Origin of the sequence: Micromonospora sp. CPCC 205558 (genome assembly GCF_036902955.1) — a bacterium.
In the GTDB taxonomy this organism is placed as follows: Bacteria; Actinomycetota; Actinomycetes; order Mycobacteriales; family Micromonosporaceae; genus Micromonospora.
Genome location: NZ_JBAKHR010000001.1, coordinates 134,874 through 150,963 on the forward strand (window position 1 = coordinate 134,874; position 16,090 = coordinate 150,963).

At 67.7% G+C, this 16,090-nt stretch carries 15 protein-coding genes; 9 read left to right on the forward strand and 6 right to left on the reverse strand.

Annotation, left to right across the window (positions count from 1 at the left end; translation table 11 throughout):
* Window positions 1-17 precede the first annotated feature (17 nt).
* Both V6U86_RS00545 and V6U86_RS00550 read left to right on the forward strand, forming a co-directional pair.
* Complete coding sequence (locus tag V6U86_RS00545; protein WP_334497146.1) at window positions 18-809, forward strand: thioesterase II family protein; 792 nt, start codon at window positions 18-20, stop codon at window positions 807-809.
* Window positions 809-1,375, forward strand: coding sequence for an MOSC domain-containing protein (locus tag V6U86_RS00550; protein ID WP_334497148.1), 567 nt, complete (start codon window positions 809-811; stop codon window positions 1,373-1,375). Before V6U86_RS00545 ends, V6U86_RS00550 begins: the two co-directional genes overlap by 1 nt.
* Before the next feature lie 60 nt (window positions 1,376-1,435).
* Here the strand turns inward: V6U86_RS00550 and V6U86_RS00555 are convergent, their stop codons facing one another.
* On the reverse strand, window positions 1,436-2,461 hold the full coding sequence (locus tag V6U86_RS00555) for a 3-oxoacyl-ACP synthase III family protein (RefSeq protein WP_334497150.1): 1,026 nt from the start codon (window positions 2,459-2,461) through the stop codon (window positions 1,436-1,438).
* A gap of 376 nt (window positions 2,462-2,837) precedes the next feature.
* On the opposite strand from V6U86_RS00555, the gene V6U86_RS00560 reads away from it, so the two are divergent.
* From V6U86_RS00560 to V6U86_RS00580, 5 genes are all read left to right on the forward strand, one after another.
* Entirely contained in the window at window positions 2,838-3,725 is an 888-nt protein-coding gene (locus V6U86_RS00560) for a hypothetical protein (protein ID WP_334497152.1), read from the forward strand.
* A complete protein-coding gene (locus tag V6U86_RS00565) occupies window positions 3,718-4,218 on the forward strand; it encodes a SigE family RNA polymerase sigma factor (protein WP_334497154.1) in 501 nt (166 codons plus the stop codon). The genes V6U86_RS00560 and V6U86_RS00565 overlap by 8 nt, the downstream gene beginning before the upstream one ends.
* Window positions 4,219-4,559: 341 nt before the next feature.
* On the forward strand, window positions 4,560-5,060 hold the full coding sequence (locus V6U86_RS00570; protein ID WP_334497156.1) for a hypothetical protein: 501 nt from the start codon (window positions 4,560-4,562) through the stop codon (window positions 5,058-5,060).
* Between the two features lie 64 nt (window positions 5,061-5,124).
* Entirely contained in the window at window positions 5,125-5,976 is an 852-nt protein-coding gene (locus V6U86_RS00575; protein ID WP_334497158.1) for a serine hydrolase, read from the forward strand.
* Between the two features lie 549 nt (window positions 5,977-6,525).
* Window positions 6,526-8,811: a hypothetical protein gene (locus V6U86_RS00580; RefSeq protein WP_334497160.1), complete on the forward strand. Its 2,286-nt coding sequence runs from the start codon at window positions 6,526-6,528 to the stop codon at window positions 8,809-8,811.
* 160 nt (window positions 8,812-8,971) lie between these two features.
* Here the strand turns inward: V6U86_RS00580 and pyrE are convergent, their stop codons facing one another.
* The gene (gene pyrE, locus V6U86_RS00585; RefSeq protein ID WP_334497162.1) at window positions 8,972-9,496 is read right to left on the reverse strand and encodes an orotate phosphoribosyltransferase; all 525 of its coding nucleotides are present in this window, start codon (window positions 9,494-9,496) and stop codon (window positions 8,972-8,974) included.
* Window positions 9,497-9,688: 192 nt separating this feature from the next.
* Between pyrE and V6U86_RS00590 the strand changes: the two genes are divergently transcribed.
* Window positions 9,689-10,096 carry a nitroreductase family deazaflavin-dependent oxidoreductase gene (locus V6U86_RS00590; protein WP_334497164.1) on the forward strand — a complete coding sequence of 136 codons (408 nt, stop codon included), beginning with the start codon at window positions 9,689-9,691 and terminating at the stop codon, window positions 10,094-10,096.
* 75 nt (window positions 10,097-10,171) lie between these two features.
* On the opposite strand, the gene V6U86_RS00595 is transcribed toward V6U86_RS00590, so the two are convergent.
* The 4 genes from V6U86_RS00595 to V6U86_RS00610 form a co-directional block, all read right to left on the reverse strand.
* Complete coding sequence (locus V6U86_RS00595) at window positions 10,172-10,663, reverse strand: MarR family winged helix-turn-helix transcriptional regulator (protein WP_334497166.1); 492 nt, start codon at window positions 10,661-10,663, stop codon at window positions 10,172-10,174.
* A gap of 8 nt (window positions 10,664-10,671) precedes the next feature.
* Window positions 10,672-11,919, reverse strand: a complete 1,248-nt coding sequence (locus tag V6U86_RS00600; protein WP_334497168.1) for an FAD-dependent oxidoreductase — start codon at window positions 11,917-11,919, stop codon at window positions 10,672-10,674.
* A 54-nt stretch (window positions 11,920-11,973) separates the two neighbouring features.
* Complete coding sequence (locus tag V6U86_RS00605) at window positions 11,974-13,314, reverse strand: carbohydrate-binding protein (RefSeq protein ID WP_334497170.1); 1,341 nt, start codon at window positions 13,312-13,314, stop codon at window positions 11,974-11,976.
* 235 nt (window positions 13,315-13,549) lie between these two features.
* Window positions 13,550-14,635, reverse strand: coding sequence for a hypothetical protein (locus V6U86_RS00610; RefSeq protein ID WP_334497172.1), 1,086 nt, complete (start codon window positions 14,633-14,635; stop codon window positions 13,550-13,552).
* 84 nt (window positions 14,636-14,719) lie between these two features.
* On the opposite strand from V6U86_RS00610, the gene V6U86_RS00615 reads away from it, so the two are divergent.
* A complete protein-coding gene (locus V6U86_RS00615; protein ID WP_334497174.1) occupies window positions 14,720-16,063 on the forward strand; it encodes a low temperature requirement protein A in 1,344 nt (447 codons plus the stop codon).
* Window positions 16,064-16,090 lie beyond the last annotated feature (27 nt).

Genomic DNA, 16,090 nt, shown 5'->3' on the forward strand with positions numbered 1-16,090 from the left:
CGGATTGGACAGGTCCCATGACCTCAGGTCTCGCGCAGCCCGCAGTGCGCATCCACGAATACTCGACCGACGCCTCCGACACGGTCCTGTACTGCTTCACGTATGCCGGCGGAGCGGCTCCGTACTATCGGCCGTGGGCCGCCCGTCTGCCGTCCGGCGTTGCCCTGTGCGCGATCCAGCAGCCGGGACGCCAGGACCTGTTCAGGTTGTCACCGTTCGCCGACATGACGGCGCTCGCCGATGCCACGGCACAGGCGGTCGCGGATCATCTGGGTGGCCGACGGTACGCGTTGTTCGGGCACAGCATGGGCGCACTGACTGCCTTCGAGACGGCACTGCGGATGCGCCGGTTCGGCATGGCGGCACCCGACGTGCTGGGTGTCTCCGCGTGCGCCGCACCGCACCTGCGACACGGTCGGCTGGACGTGCGAGGGCTCTCCGACGAGCAGTTGCTGACGCGGGTGGCGGCGTTGGGTGGGCTCGAGCCCGAGCTCCTGGCCTGCCAGGAACTGGTGGACCTGATGCTGCCCGCCATCCGCGCCGACTTCGAGCTCCTCGACCGGTACGCGTACGTGCCCGAGCCTCCGCTGGACTGCGCACTCGCTGTCTTCGGCGGGCTGTCGGACCAGTCGGTGCCCGAGGATTCGCTTCGGGCCTGGGGCGGGTACACGTCCGGGCGCACCGCCGTCGAGCTGTATCCCGGCGGGCACTTCTACCTGAACGACTGGTCCACCGGGCTGCTCGAGCGGCTGCTCGGCCCCAGCTCGGCCGACTCTCGCAACGTCGATCGACAGGCGGTCAATCCGTAATGGCGACATTCCTCAAGCGGGCCGGTCTCGAAGCCGGGCTGGACCACATCCGTGCATCGCCCGCCAAGACCGGCACCCTGGACATGATCGTCAGGCGGCCCGAGGTGGGCGAGCGGGAAATGCTCGACGAGGGCGTGCTCGACCTCGACGAGGGCCTGGTCGGCGACATGTGGCAGCGGCGCGGCAGCCGCGACAAGATCACCGGCACTCCCGACGTCAACCGGCAGATCACGGTGATGAACTCCCGCTGCGCGGCTCTGGTGGCCCAGGACCGCGAGCGCTGGCAGCTCGCCGGCGATCAGCTCTACGTCGATTTCGAGTTGAGCGTCGCGAACGTGCCCCCCGGCACGCGGCTGCGGATCGGCTCGGCGGTCATCGAGGCGACGACCGAGCTGCATCTGGGGTGCAGCAAGTTCCAGCGGCGCTTCGGCTGGGACGCGGTGCTGTTCGTCAACTCGCGCGCCGGCCGGGAGCTGCGCCTGCGCGGCATGAGCGCGAAGATCGTGACCGGCGGTGTCGTCCGAACCGGCGACACGGTGCACCTGCTCACCGACACCACTCACTGAGCCTGTCCGCGCCTCCGTACCGGAGGCGCGGACGACGAGACCGCCGCGCCCGCCGGCACCTCACACGCGGAGCAGGGTGACCGCCCAGTGCATTCCGCTGCCGAGGGTGGTCAGGGCGACCAGGTCGCCACTCTGGAGCTCGCCGGCCTGCATCAGCCGGCGCAGGCCGAGCAGTTGGTCGGCCGCGCCGAAGTGGCCGTGGTCCAAGGCCAGGTCGTTGGTGAGCCGATCGAGTGGGACGCCCAGCGCCCGGGCGATGTCGGCCGCCGCCTTCCGGTTGTCGTTGAGGTGGATGAACCGTTTGATCTCGCTGACATCCGTTGCGGTGCGGGCGCAGACACGGTCCACGGCCAGGCGCATGTTCCCGCCGAACGTCCGGACGAACTCCAGCATCCGACGGGCGTCGTTGTCGAGCAGTTCGCCGAGGCGGTCGAGCGGGTTGCGTACCCGTAGCCCTTCCGGACCGGCTGCCCCGGCCGTGCCGAAGGGTCGGGCCGTGCCGCCGACGTCCATCCGGAAGAAGTCGGCGTACCGGCCGTCGGTGATGATCTCGGTGGCCAGCCACCGGACCCGCTGGTGGCCGCGGCGCACCAGCGCCGCGGCGGCCCCGTCCGACAGCACGGTCGTGGTGGAGTCCATCCGGTTCTGATAGGTGTCGCAGACCCGGTTGGCCGAGACGATGAGCGCGTTGTGATAGTCCGGGTGGGTCGCGAACCGCCCGGCGACGGCGTCGAAGGCGATAGTTCCGGAGCTGCACGCCTGGTTGATCAGCATGGCTTCGGCGTTGACCGCCCCGATCCGGCCCTGCACCGCGGCGGCGGCGTCCCAGCAGAGATACTCGGCGAAGTCCGCGATGGCCAGCACCACCAGATCGACCTCCGCGGCGTCCACCGAGGCGGCCTTCAGCGCCTGTTCGCACGCCTGCACGGCCAGGTCTGTGAGCAGCACGCCATCCTCGGCGCGGTGGAAGCGCCGGTAGCCCCACGACCGTACCGTCTCGCTGGCCGTGTACTCCGCGACCACCGAGTCGGTGACCTTCACCGGCTCGCCGAGAGACTCGCCGATGGCGACGACCCCGAACGACATCTCAGCCTCCTGGTGGGAGTCGGCGGCACCCGACGCCGGAGCCGGGCCGTCGGACCAGCGACCGGGGACGGCCTCGACGGTAGGTCGGACGTGTTGCCGAACGCGACTTATCGTTCTCGATGAGATCGTCATTCTAGTGCCGTGCGTCGGGGCCCCAGAGGTCCTCGGTGCGCGCGAGCAGGCCGCGCGGCGTGGTGATCAGCGGCATCGGATCCGGGTGTGCTCGCAGGTCGTCTGGCTGGCTGAAGCGACGCGTCAGCCAAGTGGCGCCGCTGAAAAATTTCTGCCGAAGGCGGTAACCAAATCGGTTGGCCAACCCGTCTGGTCAGCGACGGATCGCCACCGTGGGCGGTCGGCTGGGGAGAGGGTTCGCGACATGGGTGACGTCCGTGGGCGTTTCAGGGACGATCTGGCCCGACACCCCGCCCCGCCGTTGGGCGATCTGGTCCAGCAGTCGATGGTGCAGGGCCGCCGGCTGCGCCGCCAGCGCCGCCTGGCGCAGTTCGGCGCCGGCGGCTCGGCGTTGGCGATGTTGCTCGTGATCGGCCTGGCCGCCGGGCCGTTCCGCGTCGGTGCGAATGACACCGGTCAGCGCGGCGCACTGACCAGTGGCTCGCCGGACAGGCCGGTCGACACTGTCACGCCGTCCCCGGTTCAGTCCCCCGAGGGACCACCAGGTGCCGAGGGCGCCAACGACAACCAGTCAGCAGATCCCCGTCGGGCGGGCCTGCCGACTGCCTCGACCAGGGTGATCGGCAGCGTGAGGATCGGCGCGGAACCGGACGGCAAGTTGCTGACCGCCACACCGGAGGGCGCCCTGGAAGTGCTGACTCGGCTTCTGCCCGGGGGGAAGACCGGCGGTTACGCGAGTCTGCGAAGCAGCGAGGCGGTCGGCCTCGGCATGCCGTACGTCCAGCTTTACCTGGATCGAGGTGCAGGCCCGGGCATGCTGCGGCTCGCCATCTACCAGGGTGGCCCTAGCGGCGGCCCGGCCCCGGGGACGGTGGAGCTGACCGAAGTGCCGGACAACTGCGTACAGAACAAGATGGTCACGGTGCATCACCCCAGTGGCATCCAGGTCACTCTGACGATTTCCACCTGTCTGGTCTGGGAGGGCAAGGGGACCTCGCCGGCACGACCCGTCCTCTCCGTGGACGAGGCAACCGAGGTTGCCGCCAGCCCGATCTGGGGGACGAAACTGCCGGCCGAGTTCGTCATGGCCGGTACCAAGAGGTTCCCGACGCTGGCCGTGTCGAATGGCTGACGAAGAATTCGTCGAGTTCGCGCAGGCTGTCGCTGGCCGCCTGCGCGACGCCGCGTTCCTGATGTGCCGCGACTGGCATCTCGCCCAGGACCTCACCCAGACGACGCTGGCCAAGGTGTACGCCAACTGGAGGCGGGTCCGCCGGGCCGACGACCCGCACGCGTACGCCCGGAAGATGCTGCTGCGGTGCATGATCGACCAGCAGCGGCGTCGCTCCAGCCGCGAGTTGGCGATGTCGGCTCCGCCGGATCGGGGCGAGGAACATCCAGCCGAGCTGCGCATGACCTTGCTCGACGCGGTCGCCACCCTGCCGTTGCGGGATCGGGCGATCGTCGTCCTGCGCTACTGGGACGACCTGAGTGTGGAGACAGTCGCCGAGATTGTGGGCGTCTCCACCGCGGTGGTCAAGAGCCAGAGCATGCGCTCCCTCAATCGTCTGCGCGACCTGCTCGGCGAGACCCGTGCCGAGCTGTTCGCCGAGGAGCGCCATTGATCGGTTTCGTCTGCGGTCGGTGTGTGGCGGATCCCGCTGGTGTCGGGCCGCCGGTCGGCGATCGCCGCGCCCATGGTGCGGCGACGACGAATGGTCCACCATCCGCGGTCGCCGCGAGCGCGACCTGCGGTGGCGAATATCTGCGTTGGGGGAGGTCGATGGTGTCCGTATCGAGCAGCAGGACGTGCCGAGGCCGGACTCGCGGCAGAGGTCGCGGCTCGCTCGCTGTCGTGCCGATGGTCCTGACGGCGTTGGTGATGGCCGCAGGGTGTCATCGGGGGGAGCCCGTTGTCGGCACCGAGGAGCGACACGTCCCGAACGCCGAACGGGGCGGTCCGGGCATGCTGCTGGTGGCCGGCGATCTGGGTTCGGGCTGGCATGAGGACGACATGCGAACCGGTCTGCCGCCCTGGCCGTGGGAGCAGGACGACTGCCCCAACTATCAGAGCGGCGACTACCCGGCCAAGTCGCATCGGCGCGCGGCCGAGCAGCGCTACTACCGGCCGTCCGACGGCTCGTCGCCGGTTCACCACGTCGTGGAGACGTACGAACCGGGGTGGGCCGAGCGGAGTGTCGATGACGTCCGTCGGGTTCTTCTGCGGTGCGCGAGCTACCTGGTCTTCGGCTCGCGGGTCTCGTTCGAGGTCGTCGATCCGCAATATCTCGGGGGCGCCGGCATGCTCATTCGAGGTCGCATCGCGCGCGCCGATGCCTCGCATACCGTCACGTACGTCGCGATGCTGAGACGAGGCGAGACGGTCTCCACGGTCAGCGTCCCCGATCCGGGCAGCCAGGCCGCTGTGGACTCGATCGCGGCGAGGGCGGTGGCCCGTCTTGGCTGAGCGGAAAGGTCGGCAGCTGCCCCGCCGCTGGGTTGTCTCCACGGTCACCATGTCTCTCGCCGGCGTGGCGACGGCCGCCTTCGGTGCCACTCGCGGTCGCCACGGCGACGAGACCAGCCCATCGCCCGCTCCCTCTCCTGCCAGTCCGATTCCCACGGCGCCGGCCATCGACCTGGTCGACCTGGCGAGAACGCGGATCAAGGCCTACGTGGATCGGTACGACGGCCACCTGGCGGTCGCCGCACTGGACCGACAGGGAACGGCCGCGGTGACGGTGGGCGCCAGACGGTTCGAGACCGCCAGCATTGTCAAGGTCAACATCCTGGCGGCCCTTCTGTTGCGTCAGCGGCCGCCGGGCAAGCCCTTGGGTTCGGACACCCGACGGCTGGCCGAGGCCATGATCGTGTCCAGTGACAACGCCGCGGCGGTAGCCCTGTGGCAGCGGATCGAGGGCTCGCGCGGCCTCACCGCCGCGAACCGCGCGCTCGGTCTGCGGGAGACCAAGCCCAACTCGCACTGGGGACTCACCACGACGACGGCGGCCGACCAGCTCCGTCTGCTGACCGCGCTGACGTCCCCGACGGGACCGCTGACCCCGCAGGATCGTACCTTCGTCATGGGCCTCATGAAGAAGGTGATCCCCGAGCAACGATGGGGAGTCCCCGCCGCGCGAGAGCCGGGCAATCGTTCCGTCTACGTCAAGAACGGCTGGGACACCGCTGATGTCGACGGCGGTCGTTGGTTGGTCAACAGCATCGGACGGATCGTCGAGGCCCATCATGACTGGCTGATCGCCGTGCTCTCCGACCATCACGTGAGCCAGAAGGAAGGCGTCCGGGTCGTCGAGAAGGCCGCCACGTACGTGCTCAAGGAGATGCGTGCCGCCACTGCCGGCGACGGCCCTTCACAGGAGTAGGCCGCACGCTCGGGCAGGTCGACCGTGGATGCGGTCGACCTGCCCGGCTCACGGTGAGCCCGGCGCCATCGCGTGTCAGCGGCCCTGTAGGCGCTTCACGTTGTCGCCGAAGGTCCACCCCTTCGACGGCGGCCGTGACGGTCATCGCCGCCCCGGCCAGCACTGCGAAAATCCGACGGCTTCTCATGGCTCACTCCCCAGGCTTCGACGACCCGCGACCTCCACATATGGACGTTCATGACGTTTAATATCAAGGGTTGTTTACAGATCCCGGGAAGTCGGGGGAGCGCGGAGTCGCTCGCCGTCGTGGTGCGAGGTGCTGTCACCACCGACCCGCCCAGCAACGAAGCGTTGTGCACGACCACCCAGCCCAAGGTTGGTCCTGTCCAGCGGAGACGATCCCGGCCACCAGGTCGTGACCGCCGACCTGCCGGCCCGGACCCTGTTGAGTGCCCGGCTGGTTGCGCCCGGCCACCGCCGGCACCTGCGCTTGAGGCGTTGGCGGCATTCGTGGTTGGGCTGGACCCGTGCATCGGTTGAGCGTGGCAGGTGAGCCGGGAGGACCGTCCGAAAGGGGCAGCCGCCTCCCAGGCGATCGAACACTACCTAACTGCGCGGGGGCCTTGGATAATCTCGAACATGAACCGGCGGATCAAGGGGCTGATCGTCGCAGCGCTCCTCGCGTGCGTCGCCGCCGTTCTATGGGCGTTCCGGGGGCCGGTGGCGGATAGCGGGCTAGTTGACAACGCCAATGTTCTCGGCGGTCTGGCGGGCGTCACGAGCCTTTTCGTCGCGCTGCTGACGCTCTGGCCCCGCGGGGCGCCTTCGGACCGAGCGGTCGATAGGGAAGGGCACTACAGCGCCACGGAGATTATTCGATGGCGTAGTGCCCTGTTGGCCCGTATTGCCGAACGACGCATTGAGGGTAGAAACTCCCAAGCAGCTTTGATGCTGCAGGGAAAGGCCCCCCTTGAGACGTTTTACCGATCTGCTTCATGGCAGTGGACAGGGCCCGATCCGATGCGTCTCCGAGTACGCGGTCCCAAGCGCTCCCGGCAGGAGCTATCGACTGCATGGTCGTCATCACCCTTCCGCGTTGCGATCCTCGGTGAGCCTGGAACAGGAAAGACTTACACCGCTTTATCGATGTTGCGTATGTTGAATCAGGCGGCTGTCCTGGATGACACGAAATCCGTCACGGAGCTCTTCTATTTGTCCGACTGGTTCCAATGCGTTAAGGGTGACCCAAAGATCGGCATCCGCGACTGGATGGTCTCGCAACTTGCCACCACTTACGACCGTATACCGGTCGCGGCTCTGGCGCAGCTCGTCGACAGTCGACAGATAGTACCTATTTTTGATGGCTTTGATGAGGCTCCTGCAGAGTACCGCAGTAAATGCATGAAGGATATCTGCGACTATGCTGGCGGTGTCGACGGCGCACGACCACTCGTGATCACATCAAGAGTGAAAGAGTTCTCGTCGGAGGCTGCGGTCGCTATCTTCTTCGAAGAATGCTTCGTGGCTTTACCGATCACTCCGGAGGCAATACTTCGAATCATCGGATCCGACCCAGAGATGGGTGCAGCGTTAGGTCGGGAGGAGGTCCGGAAGCAACTCGATGCCAGCACCCGTGACATATCCGCCATGTTGGGAACTCCGCTGAGACTTTGGATGTTGAGGCGCGCAAATATTGACGCCGGCACCTGGAGACGGCTCTTGGACGTGCCCCTGACGGAGGGGCGTCAGATAATAATGGAGAGCTTTGTGGCGGAGGCTTGTGACGGCTTCAAGGGTTTGGCAAAGAGCGCCGTCCGCGGGTGGCTTTCCCGAATCGCCGCAAGTCTTGAGGTGAACGGGCGGAGAACGTTTAAGCTGGACGACCTGTTCTGGATCCTCGATCCTGACTCTACAGTCGAGGGCCAGCGTAGAACCCGAACTGAGGTTTGGCGGGCTTGGCGCACCGCGGGGACCTCCATCCTGTTGGGGTGCCTCGCTGCCCTGTTCATTGGTCTCGGTCCTGGTGTGGTGGCCGGCCTCGTGTCGGCCGCGATAATGGCGGTAGACATAAGTAGTTATGTAAATTCGCCAGCACTTGCCGGGCTTCGGGAGGCACGTCAGTCTGGCGGGGCCCCGCTGTGGAGTCCATTTGTGGCATCCGTAGTATTCGCATCTGCGATAGTTGTACTAGGCGCAGAGAGTCTCGCGGGTGCCGTCATTCTTGGCCTAGCCGCTCCGTGGGTGTTGCTCTTCGGACTCCTCATCCTGGCCGGGGCCCTTTCCGTGGTCGACCAGATAAAAAACATGTTCCGAAATAGGGCTCCACTGGCCCGTGACGCCGGCACGTCATATACGCACTTCATTGACGAGCCGAATCTAACCTGGAAAGAGTCGCTGGTTATGGGTTCGGCTGTATTGATATTTATGGAGATTGTATCCACGGCGATCGTTGTTGCGGTCTGGGTATGTCTAACGAGTTCTCACGCGTCTGCTTACGAAGTTGCCGGAGTGATCGGTGTCGCGGCAGGGGTCGCGACTCTACTAGTGGGGCTGGATGTGCGCGTCTCGCGCTTTGCGCTGGCGTGGTCTTCCCATCGTCGTGGACTTTTCTGGCGTAGACCCTCAGAGTTTGTTGAGTGGTCATGGAAAAATGCGGGCGTTCTTCGTCGGGTGGGAGACGAATGGGAGTTTGTTCACGCTGAAATCCGGACCCACCTAGCGCAGAGTTTCCGGCCGGCCCCGACAGAGCCGCCACTTCCAATCGACCACACGATGGCGATGCTGCGAGCAGGAAGGCTTTCCGGCAACGTAGACGGTCCGCACGGCACAAGCTGAGACGGCCACGGCAGTTGGTCAGGAGGTAGCCGTGGGTCGGATTGCGCGACTTGCCCTGACGTCTGGTCTGGGTCGAGGTTTCGCGGCGATGAACGGCTTCAGATCGTCGGGCACCGGCTCCAGCATCTCGGCTGCCGTTGGTTGAGCCGGACCAGAGTTCTCACGCCAGCACTGAAGCTTCCAGGTCACGGCGGGTGAGGGCGGCGCGGAGTTGCAGCCTCTCGGCCGCCAGATTTTCACGACCGCCCTGCTCGCGGTCGATGGCGCAGACCACTGTCTCGACCTGGGCGCCGATGGACCGTAGCTGTGCGCACGATGCGAGTAGTGCCCCTCCGGTGGTGACGACGTCCTCGATCAGTACGACTCGTCGGCCGTCCACCGGACCGCCCTCGGCGGCCTTGCTGGTGCCGTACTCCTTGGCTTGCTTTCGCACGAAGACCGTGGGCAGCCCGGTCATCTGTGACATCACCGTGGCGAGGGGAATGCCGCCCATCTCCATTCCCGCCAGCACGTCGCACTCCGGCAGCAGGGTCACCATCGCCTCGGCGACCTCGCGCAACAGATCCGGTTGCCCTTCGAACAGGTACTTGTCGAAGTACTCTTCGCTGACCTGGCCGGATCGCAGACGAAACCGTCCGACGAGGTGGCAGGTGTCGTAGACGCGGCGCGCGAGCGGGTAGGTCACCCGCTCAGCCTCGCATCTCACCTGGATCAAGCAATCGTGGCCTCGCCGGTTTCCGGCGGGCGTCCTGTGGGGACAGATCGTGCTCGCATCGTCGCCGTCGGGCTCGTTGGTGCGTGGTCGCGGTGTCACACTCTCGGCCGAGACTGTCGGTATCGTGTCGATGGAGCCGGTTCGCGGGAGCGAGGAGAAGGCATGAGTGACTGGAACGACAAGATCATCGCAGAGTTTCGCGCCAACGGTGGGCAGGTCGGTGGTCAGTTCGCTGGCGCGCCGCTGCTGCTGTTGCACACGGTCGGCGCCAAGAGCGGCCAGCCTCGGGTGAACCCGATGATGTACCAGAAGGTGGACGGCGGCTATGCCGTGTTCGCGTCCAAGGGCGGTGCGCCGACCAACCCCGACTGGTACCACAACCTGCTCGCTCATCCGCAGGCTCACGCGGAGATCGGTACGGACAAGGTCGAGTTGGTCGCCAGGGTCGCCGCCGGTGACGAGCGGGAACGGATCTGGAGCGCGCAGAAATCCGCGTATCCGGGCTTCGCCGACTACGAGCGAAAGACCGACCGCCAGATCCCAGTCGTCGTACTGGAACCTGCGCGCTAGGCAGACGGTCGATACCGCCGTCGTCGGCCTGTCGTCGGCTCAGGCCGGACCGGGCTCCGCGGACCGGGGGTGCGGTCAGTCGACCGACGCCGTTTCGGGCAGACCGCCGCGGAGGCGGTCCAACTCGGCGAGGTACATCGCCTGCATGCGGTCGTAGTGTCGGACCAGCAGCATGACGTCCTCGGCGCTGTAGCCCTCGATGAGCCACTCCGCCCGCTCGGCGAACCGCTCGTACGGTCGCTTCAACTCGGCGATCCGTTCCGGTTGCAGGGTGACGATCACCCGCCGCCGGTCCGCCGGGTCGCGCTCGGTCGTCACGTAGCCCGCCTGCTGGAGCCGGCGGAGCATGCTGGTCACCGCCCCGGTGGTGAGGTTGGTCCGCTCGGCGACCTGCCCCGCGGTGGCGGATCCGACGTCCGCCAGGTGGTCCAGGCACTCCAGGTCGCTCACGGTGAGACCCAGCCGCTCCGCGATGGCGTACCGGAACACCATGGACAGCCGCGACATCTCCCGCCCGGCGCGCATGAGGTCGGCGATCGCGGAGGCAGGGGCCGGCTCGTGGGACATGCCCGCAATCATGCCTCCGGTACGGTGACCCGGTGCAGCCGAGGTAGCACGCGGGTCAGCACCCAGTGCGGTGCGGCCGCGCCCCCGGTGAGGCGGCGCATCAATCCGGCGGCGGTGTCCACGGCGCGGAACGCGTAGGGCACCATCTCGTCCTGGTAACTGGCGATCGCCTTCTCCACCGGCGTGCCGCTGGCGTGGGCCTCGACCAGCTTGCGGCCGAGCAGGGCGGCGTCGCGCAGCGCGGTGTTGCCGCCGTGAGCGCCGAACGGCGGCATGACGTGTACGGCGTCGCCCATCATCGTCGCCCGGGGCACTGCCCACCGGCGGGGGCGCCGGCCGGTGGCGAAGAGGTTGAGCACCGTGGCGTCCAACTCGGCCGTGCCGACCAGCCGCCGGATGACCGGGTGGAAGTCCGCGCTCATCCGGGAGGCCAGCCTCCACAGCGCCAGCAGGTCCGCGCGGACGCCGACGGGCACCTCCTCCTGCCGGAGCAGCAGCCCCCACATGACGTAGTCGTAGCCGGTGGGGGCGTAGCTGCCCGGAGCCAGGCGTGCGAATGCCTCCGGCGGGCTTTCGCCGAATCGCATGGAGGTGAAGAAGAAGGCGCGGCCCGGCTGGTCGGCGATGGCCAGGACCCCGCTGGTACGCAGCGCGTCCGGGATGACGCTCTCGCCGTTGCGCTGCAGTGGCGACCGCCCGTAGATGCCCGCCATCGGGGTGTTCGCCGGGTCCGCGTCCGGCATGAGCCGCGCGCGCAGGGCCGAGCCGACGCCGTCCGCGCCCACGACGACGGTTGCCGCGGCGGCCCCGCCGTCGGAGAACCGCAGTCGCAGCCCTGCCGGGCCGCCGCTGTCCACCGCGACGGCGTGCTTGCCGTAGTGGATGCGCCCGTTCAGGCCGGACTGCAGGATCGACCGCAGGGTCAGCCGGTCGACCTGGCGGGTCGCGTGCGGCTCGTCCTTGAAGGTGATGGTGAACGCGTCCCGCAGCCGGCTGTCGGTGAAGCGCAGGTGCCCGCCGGGTTCGTCGCCGGTGGCCAGCGCCAGGTGGTACAGCGCGCGGGGCAGGCTCTCGCGCAACGCTTCCAGCCCGTACCGGTCGAGAATGATCCGGTAGCCCTGTCGCCGGACGAAAGGGCCAGAGTCGCGCTCGTAGACCTGCACGTCGATGCCGGCGCGCATCAGGTATTGGGCGAGGCAGAGGCCGGAGAGGCCCGCGCCGGCGATTGCCACGGAGAAGTCGGTCGATCTGCCCATACAGTTATCTTAATGACTAAGATGATTTGGGCAAGGGCCCGGCGCCATCGCGTGTCAGCGGCCCTGCAGGCGCTTCACGTTGTCGCCGAAGGTCCACCCCTTCGACCCGTCCCAGTTCGCCGACCAGGTCATCAGGCCCTTGAGGCCGGGTACGGAGTTCCACGCCTGCGTGACCAGCGACGTCGACAGGTGGCCGCCGCCGGCGCCGATCTGCGCGGGCAGGCCGGGGACCTGCTTGTCGTACGGCACGCGGATGGTGGTGCCCTGAATGGTGAGGCCGTTGTTCAGGCACTGCGTCTGCACCGTGAAGCCCTGCACGGTGCCTGCCGGGTACGAGTCGCCGGCGCAGCCGTACATGCTGCCGTTGTAGTACTGCATGTTCAGCCACCAGAGCCGGCCGTTGTCCACGTACTTCTTGATGATCGGCAGGTACGAGCCCCAGATCGAGCCGTAGACCACGCTGCCGCCGGTGACGTAGGCCGTCTCCGGTGCCATGGTCAGGCCGAAGTTCGAGGGCATCCGGGCCAACACGCCGTCGATGATCCGGATCAGGTTGGCCTGCGACGTCGACAGGGTGTTGATGTTTCCGCTGCCGGTCAGGCCGGTCTCGATGTCGATGTCGATGCCGTCGAAGTGGTAGGCCGTCAGGATCGGCACGATCGTCGCGATGAACCGGTCGGCGACGGCGCTGGAGCTGAGGTCGATGCCCGCGGCTGCCCCGCCGATCGACATGAGGATGGTGGCGCCTGCCGCTTTGGCCTGGCACATCTCGGCCGGGGTGGCGACCTTCACGCCAGCGTCCATGCCGTTCTCCCAGAGGACTGTGCCGTCCGCGCGGATCACCGGGAACGCCGCGTTGATCACGTTGTAGCCGTGTTGATTGAGCCGACTGTCGGTGATCGGGATCCAGCCGAGGCCTGGGTGTACGCCGTTGGAGGCGCCGTCCCAGTTCTCCCAGTACCCCTGCAACACCTTGCCGGTGGGCCGCGACTTCACCGCGCAGGTCCCACCGGTCGGCGGCGGCGTGGTGGGGGGAGGTGTGGTCGGTGGCGGCGTGGTGGGCGGTGGGGTCGTCGGTGGGGGCGTGGTGGGCGGCGGCGTGCTTCCCGAACACGCGCCCAGGTCACGCCAGAGCGACGGCGTCGCGGCGGGGTTCCAGCCGGCGCCGGGATGCGCGGTGTGGGTGACCAGCGCCTGGTAGAGCCTTCCGCCGTAGGTGACCTGGGCACCCGCCTGGTAGGTGGGGCCCTCGGCCCAGGCCGGGGCGGTGCAGGCGACCATCGGGACGGCGTCGGCCGAGGGCACGGCCGCCATGCTGCTGGGGACGAAGGCGACGGCGGCCGTGACGGTCATCGCCGCCCCGGCCAGCACTGCGAAAATCCGACGGCTTCTCATGGCTCACTCCCCAGGCTTCGACGACCCGCGACCTCCACATATTGACGTTCGTGACACTAAATATCAAGGGTTGTTTACAGATGGCACGTGGCCGTACTCCTCGTGCCCCACGCACCACCCCGAGGGCTGCTGCAGGGCGGCCCTGCCGGAGTCGGCCTGGGATCTGCCACTGGTGCGGGCCCTGCCAGGCCGGCGGCAACGGGAACGGCTGCCGCCGGTCCGGCTCGGCGTGACGTCAGAGTCGGGAGGTGAAGGTGGCCAGGAAGCGGTGCGGGGTGACTGCGCCGGTGTTGTCGAAGCAGATGACGTCGACGTCGGCATTGGTGGTGTACGTCCAGGGCTGGGTGAGGTGGCAGTAGTTGCTGCCGGTGCCCTGCGCCACCACCTGGGCGTGCGTCTCCTTGAGGCCGACCTGCGGGAAGGTCGCCAGGTAGCGGCCGGCGGGCGCCAGCGGTGCCACGGTGTTCGCGCCGACGCCGAGCACCGAGTTGTCGTTGGTCGGCCCGCCGACGGCGGTTCCCAGGTAGCCGAAGTGCGACGGCGGGCCGAGGGAGCCGATCACCGGCCGCCGACGGTGGTACGAGACGGTGAAGTCGGTGTCGATGAACGCGCCGGCCTGGTCGTAGCAGAAGACGTACACCTGCACGTCGCTTCCCACCGCACTCCAGGTGTAGACCTTGCACCGGCGCGGCCCGGCATTCGGCTGTCCGGCGGTGACCTGCACGTTGCCGGCGAGCACCCCGGCCAAGCCGACCCCGGGCAGCCGCACCAGGTACTGCCCGACGCCCACCGGTCCGGCCGCGTTCGCCGCGCCCGTGGAGTTGTACGACTGCACCACCGCGCCGGCGCCCCACTGCACGTACGCGTGGGAGGTGCCGGCCGGCAGCGCGCCCGAACTGGTCGTCCAGAGCACGGTGAACGGGGTGTCGTCGCGGGTGCCGCCGGGCTTGTGGCACTGCACGTCGACGATCTCGTCGGCACCGGACTGGAACCAGCGGACCACCTCGCAGTAGTGCCCGGTCCGGTTCACCGGGGTCACGTGCGGCACGCCCCGCGAACCGGCACCCACCTGCGGAAAGCGGACCTGGAACCGGCCGGGTGCGAGCTTGACGCCGTCGGCCCAGGCGGCCGGGAACGCGGTCTTCCAGCTGCCCCATTGCCGGCTGGTGTCCAGCACCGTCCAGACCGGCACGGTGGGGTCCTTGACGTACGCGAAGCCCCAGCGGTCGGCGGTGGCCGCCTCGGCTGGTGCCACTGGCGCGAGTGCGCTGGCGGCCAGGGCGGTGGCCAGTGCCGCGGTGACGAACGATCGGAGACGCATCTGTTCCTCCAGTCGACGGGAGTATGTCGGAGAGGAGCGTGCGCGTAGTGACTCCATGGTCGCAGTCGGCTACCTCGCGCTCCGATGTCGGCTGTCCGCTACTCAGCTCCCCATGGCCGCCCGACAGGTGTGTCGGCCGGGGGCATTCTTCGGGTCCTGACTCGACGACCTGCCCGGCATGGTACCAATACCCAGATAGGCCAGGCCGACAGAAGTGGGCGGCCCATGTCGACAAGGGCAGCAGCGCTGCTGCGAAAGCCGGGGCAACCGCAGCGACCGAGCCTTCTGGAGCTCTTCTTCGACCTGGTCTTCGTCTTTGCCCTCAATCGGATCTCACAGCGGCTGGTCGAGGAGCTCACCGAGCAGCGGGTCGTCCTCATCGAGGCCGGCGAGACCCTGCTGTTGCTGCTGGCCTTCATGGTGCTGTGGTTCGTCACGGCGTGGGTCACCGACCTCTATGACCCGCAGAGACCGCAGCTTCAATTGGTGGTCTACACGGCCATGCTCGGCGCGCTGGTGATGGCGGTAGCGGTGCCCGCCGCGTTCGCTGACAGAAGTCTGGCCTTCGCCGGTGCGTACGTGTCCGTCCATATCGTTCGTGGGCTGATCATCGTGCCGATACTGCGTGGCCATGACGCTCAGCGTCGAGCGGCCGGGGTGTTCTTCTGGTTCGCGTTGTCGGCCGTGCCGTGGATCGTCGGCGCGATAGCGACTGATCCGGCCCGAGTACTGTTGTGGACGCTGGCGATTGCCATCGACTGCGCGGCGCTGCTGCTGTTCTATCCCACGCCGTGGTCCCGCCCCACCCCACGGCAGTGGCCCGTCCTGGCCGAGTACCTGTCTGAGCGCTACCGACAATTTTTCATCATCGCCCTCGGCGAGCTGATTCTGACGACCGGCTCGGCCTACAGCGACACATCCTTTCGGCACAGAGGGGCAGCGGCCGCCTTCGCGGTCTCCTTCATCACGACCGTGCTGCTGTTCCGCGTCTACCTCTTCCGGGCGGGCCAGCTGTTGCCCGAGGCGATCAGAGCCTCCGCTGAGCCCGTACACCTCATCCGGGACGCCTTCCTCGCGCACGTGCTCATGGTGGTTGGCATCGTTGTCGTCGCAGTCGGATACGAAATCGTGATCGAACACCCGTTCGGGCCCACCAATCGGGCGTGGATTCTCGTTGTCCTGGGCGGACCGATGCTGTTCCTGATCGGGCGGGCCCTGGTGGAACATGCCGTCTTCGACCGGGTGTCACGCTCTCGGATCATCGGCGCCGTGGTGATCGCCGGCGCCTCGCCGTTCATGATCCTGCTGCCGCCGCTGGCTGTGGCCGTCACCGCCGTCGTCGTCCTCGCCGGCATCGCCGCTTCCGACGCCATCCACGCCAGTGGGAAGCCGCCCGAACCGCCGCACCCGCCCCACCCCAGACAGTGAGCGGGTCGACGAGCGGTTCGGGCGCGC

What these genes read in the sequence shown, in the direction of transcription:
- V6U86_RS00545 (WP_334497146.1), top strand. Translation starts at nt 18, where the DNA reads ATGACCTCAGGTCTCGCGCAGCCCGCAGTGCGCATCCACGAATACTCG.
- V6U86_RS00550 (WP_334497148.1), top strand. Translation starts at nt 809, where the DNA reads ATGGCGACATTCCTCAAGCGGGCCGGTCTCGAAGCCGGGCTGGACCAC.
- V6U86_RS00555 (WP_334497150.1), bottom strand. Translation starts at nt 2,461, where the DNA reads ATGTCGTTCGGGGTCGTCGCCATCGGCGAGTCTCTCGGCGAGCCGGTG.
- V6U86_RS00560 (WP_334497152.1), top strand. Translation starts at nt 2,838, where the DNA reads ATGGGTGACGTCCGTGGGCGTTTCAGGGACGATCTGGCCCGACACCCC.
- V6U86_RS00565 (WP_334497154.1), top strand. Translation starts at nt 3,718, where the DNA reads ATGGCTGACGAAGAATTCGTCGAGTTCGCGCAGGCTGTCGCTGGCCGC.
- V6U86_RS00570 (WP_334497156.1), top strand. Translation starts at nt 4,560, where the DNA reads ATGCTGCTGGTGGCCGGCGATCTGGGTTCGGGCTGGCATGAGGACGAC.
- V6U86_RS00590 (WP_334497164.1), top strand. Translation starts at nt 9,689, where the DNA reads ATGAGTGACTGGAACGACAAGATCATCGCAGAGTTTCGCGCCAACGGT.
- V6U86_RS00595 (WP_334497166.1), bottom strand. Translation starts at nt 10,663, where the DNA reads ATGTCCCACGAGCCGGCCCCTGCCTCCGCGATCGCCGACCTCATGCGC.
- V6U86_RS00600 (WP_334497168.1), bottom strand. Translation starts at nt 11,919, where the DNA reads ATGGGCAGATCGACCGACTTCTCCGTGGCAATCGCCGGCGCGGGCCTC.
- V6U86_RS00605 (WP_334497170.1), bottom strand. Translation starts at nt 13,314, where the DNA reads ATGAGAAGCCGTCGGATTTTCGCAGTGCTGGCCGGGGCGGCGATGACC.
- V6U86_RS00610 (WP_334497172.1), bottom strand. Translation starts at nt 14,635, where the DNA reads ATGCGTCTCCGATCGTTCGTCACCGCGGCACTGGCCACCGCCCTGGCC.
- V6U86_RS00615 (WP_334497174.1), top strand. Translation starts at nt 14,720, where the DNA reads ATGTCGGCTGTCCGCTACTCAGCTCCCCATGGCCGCCCGACAGGTGTG.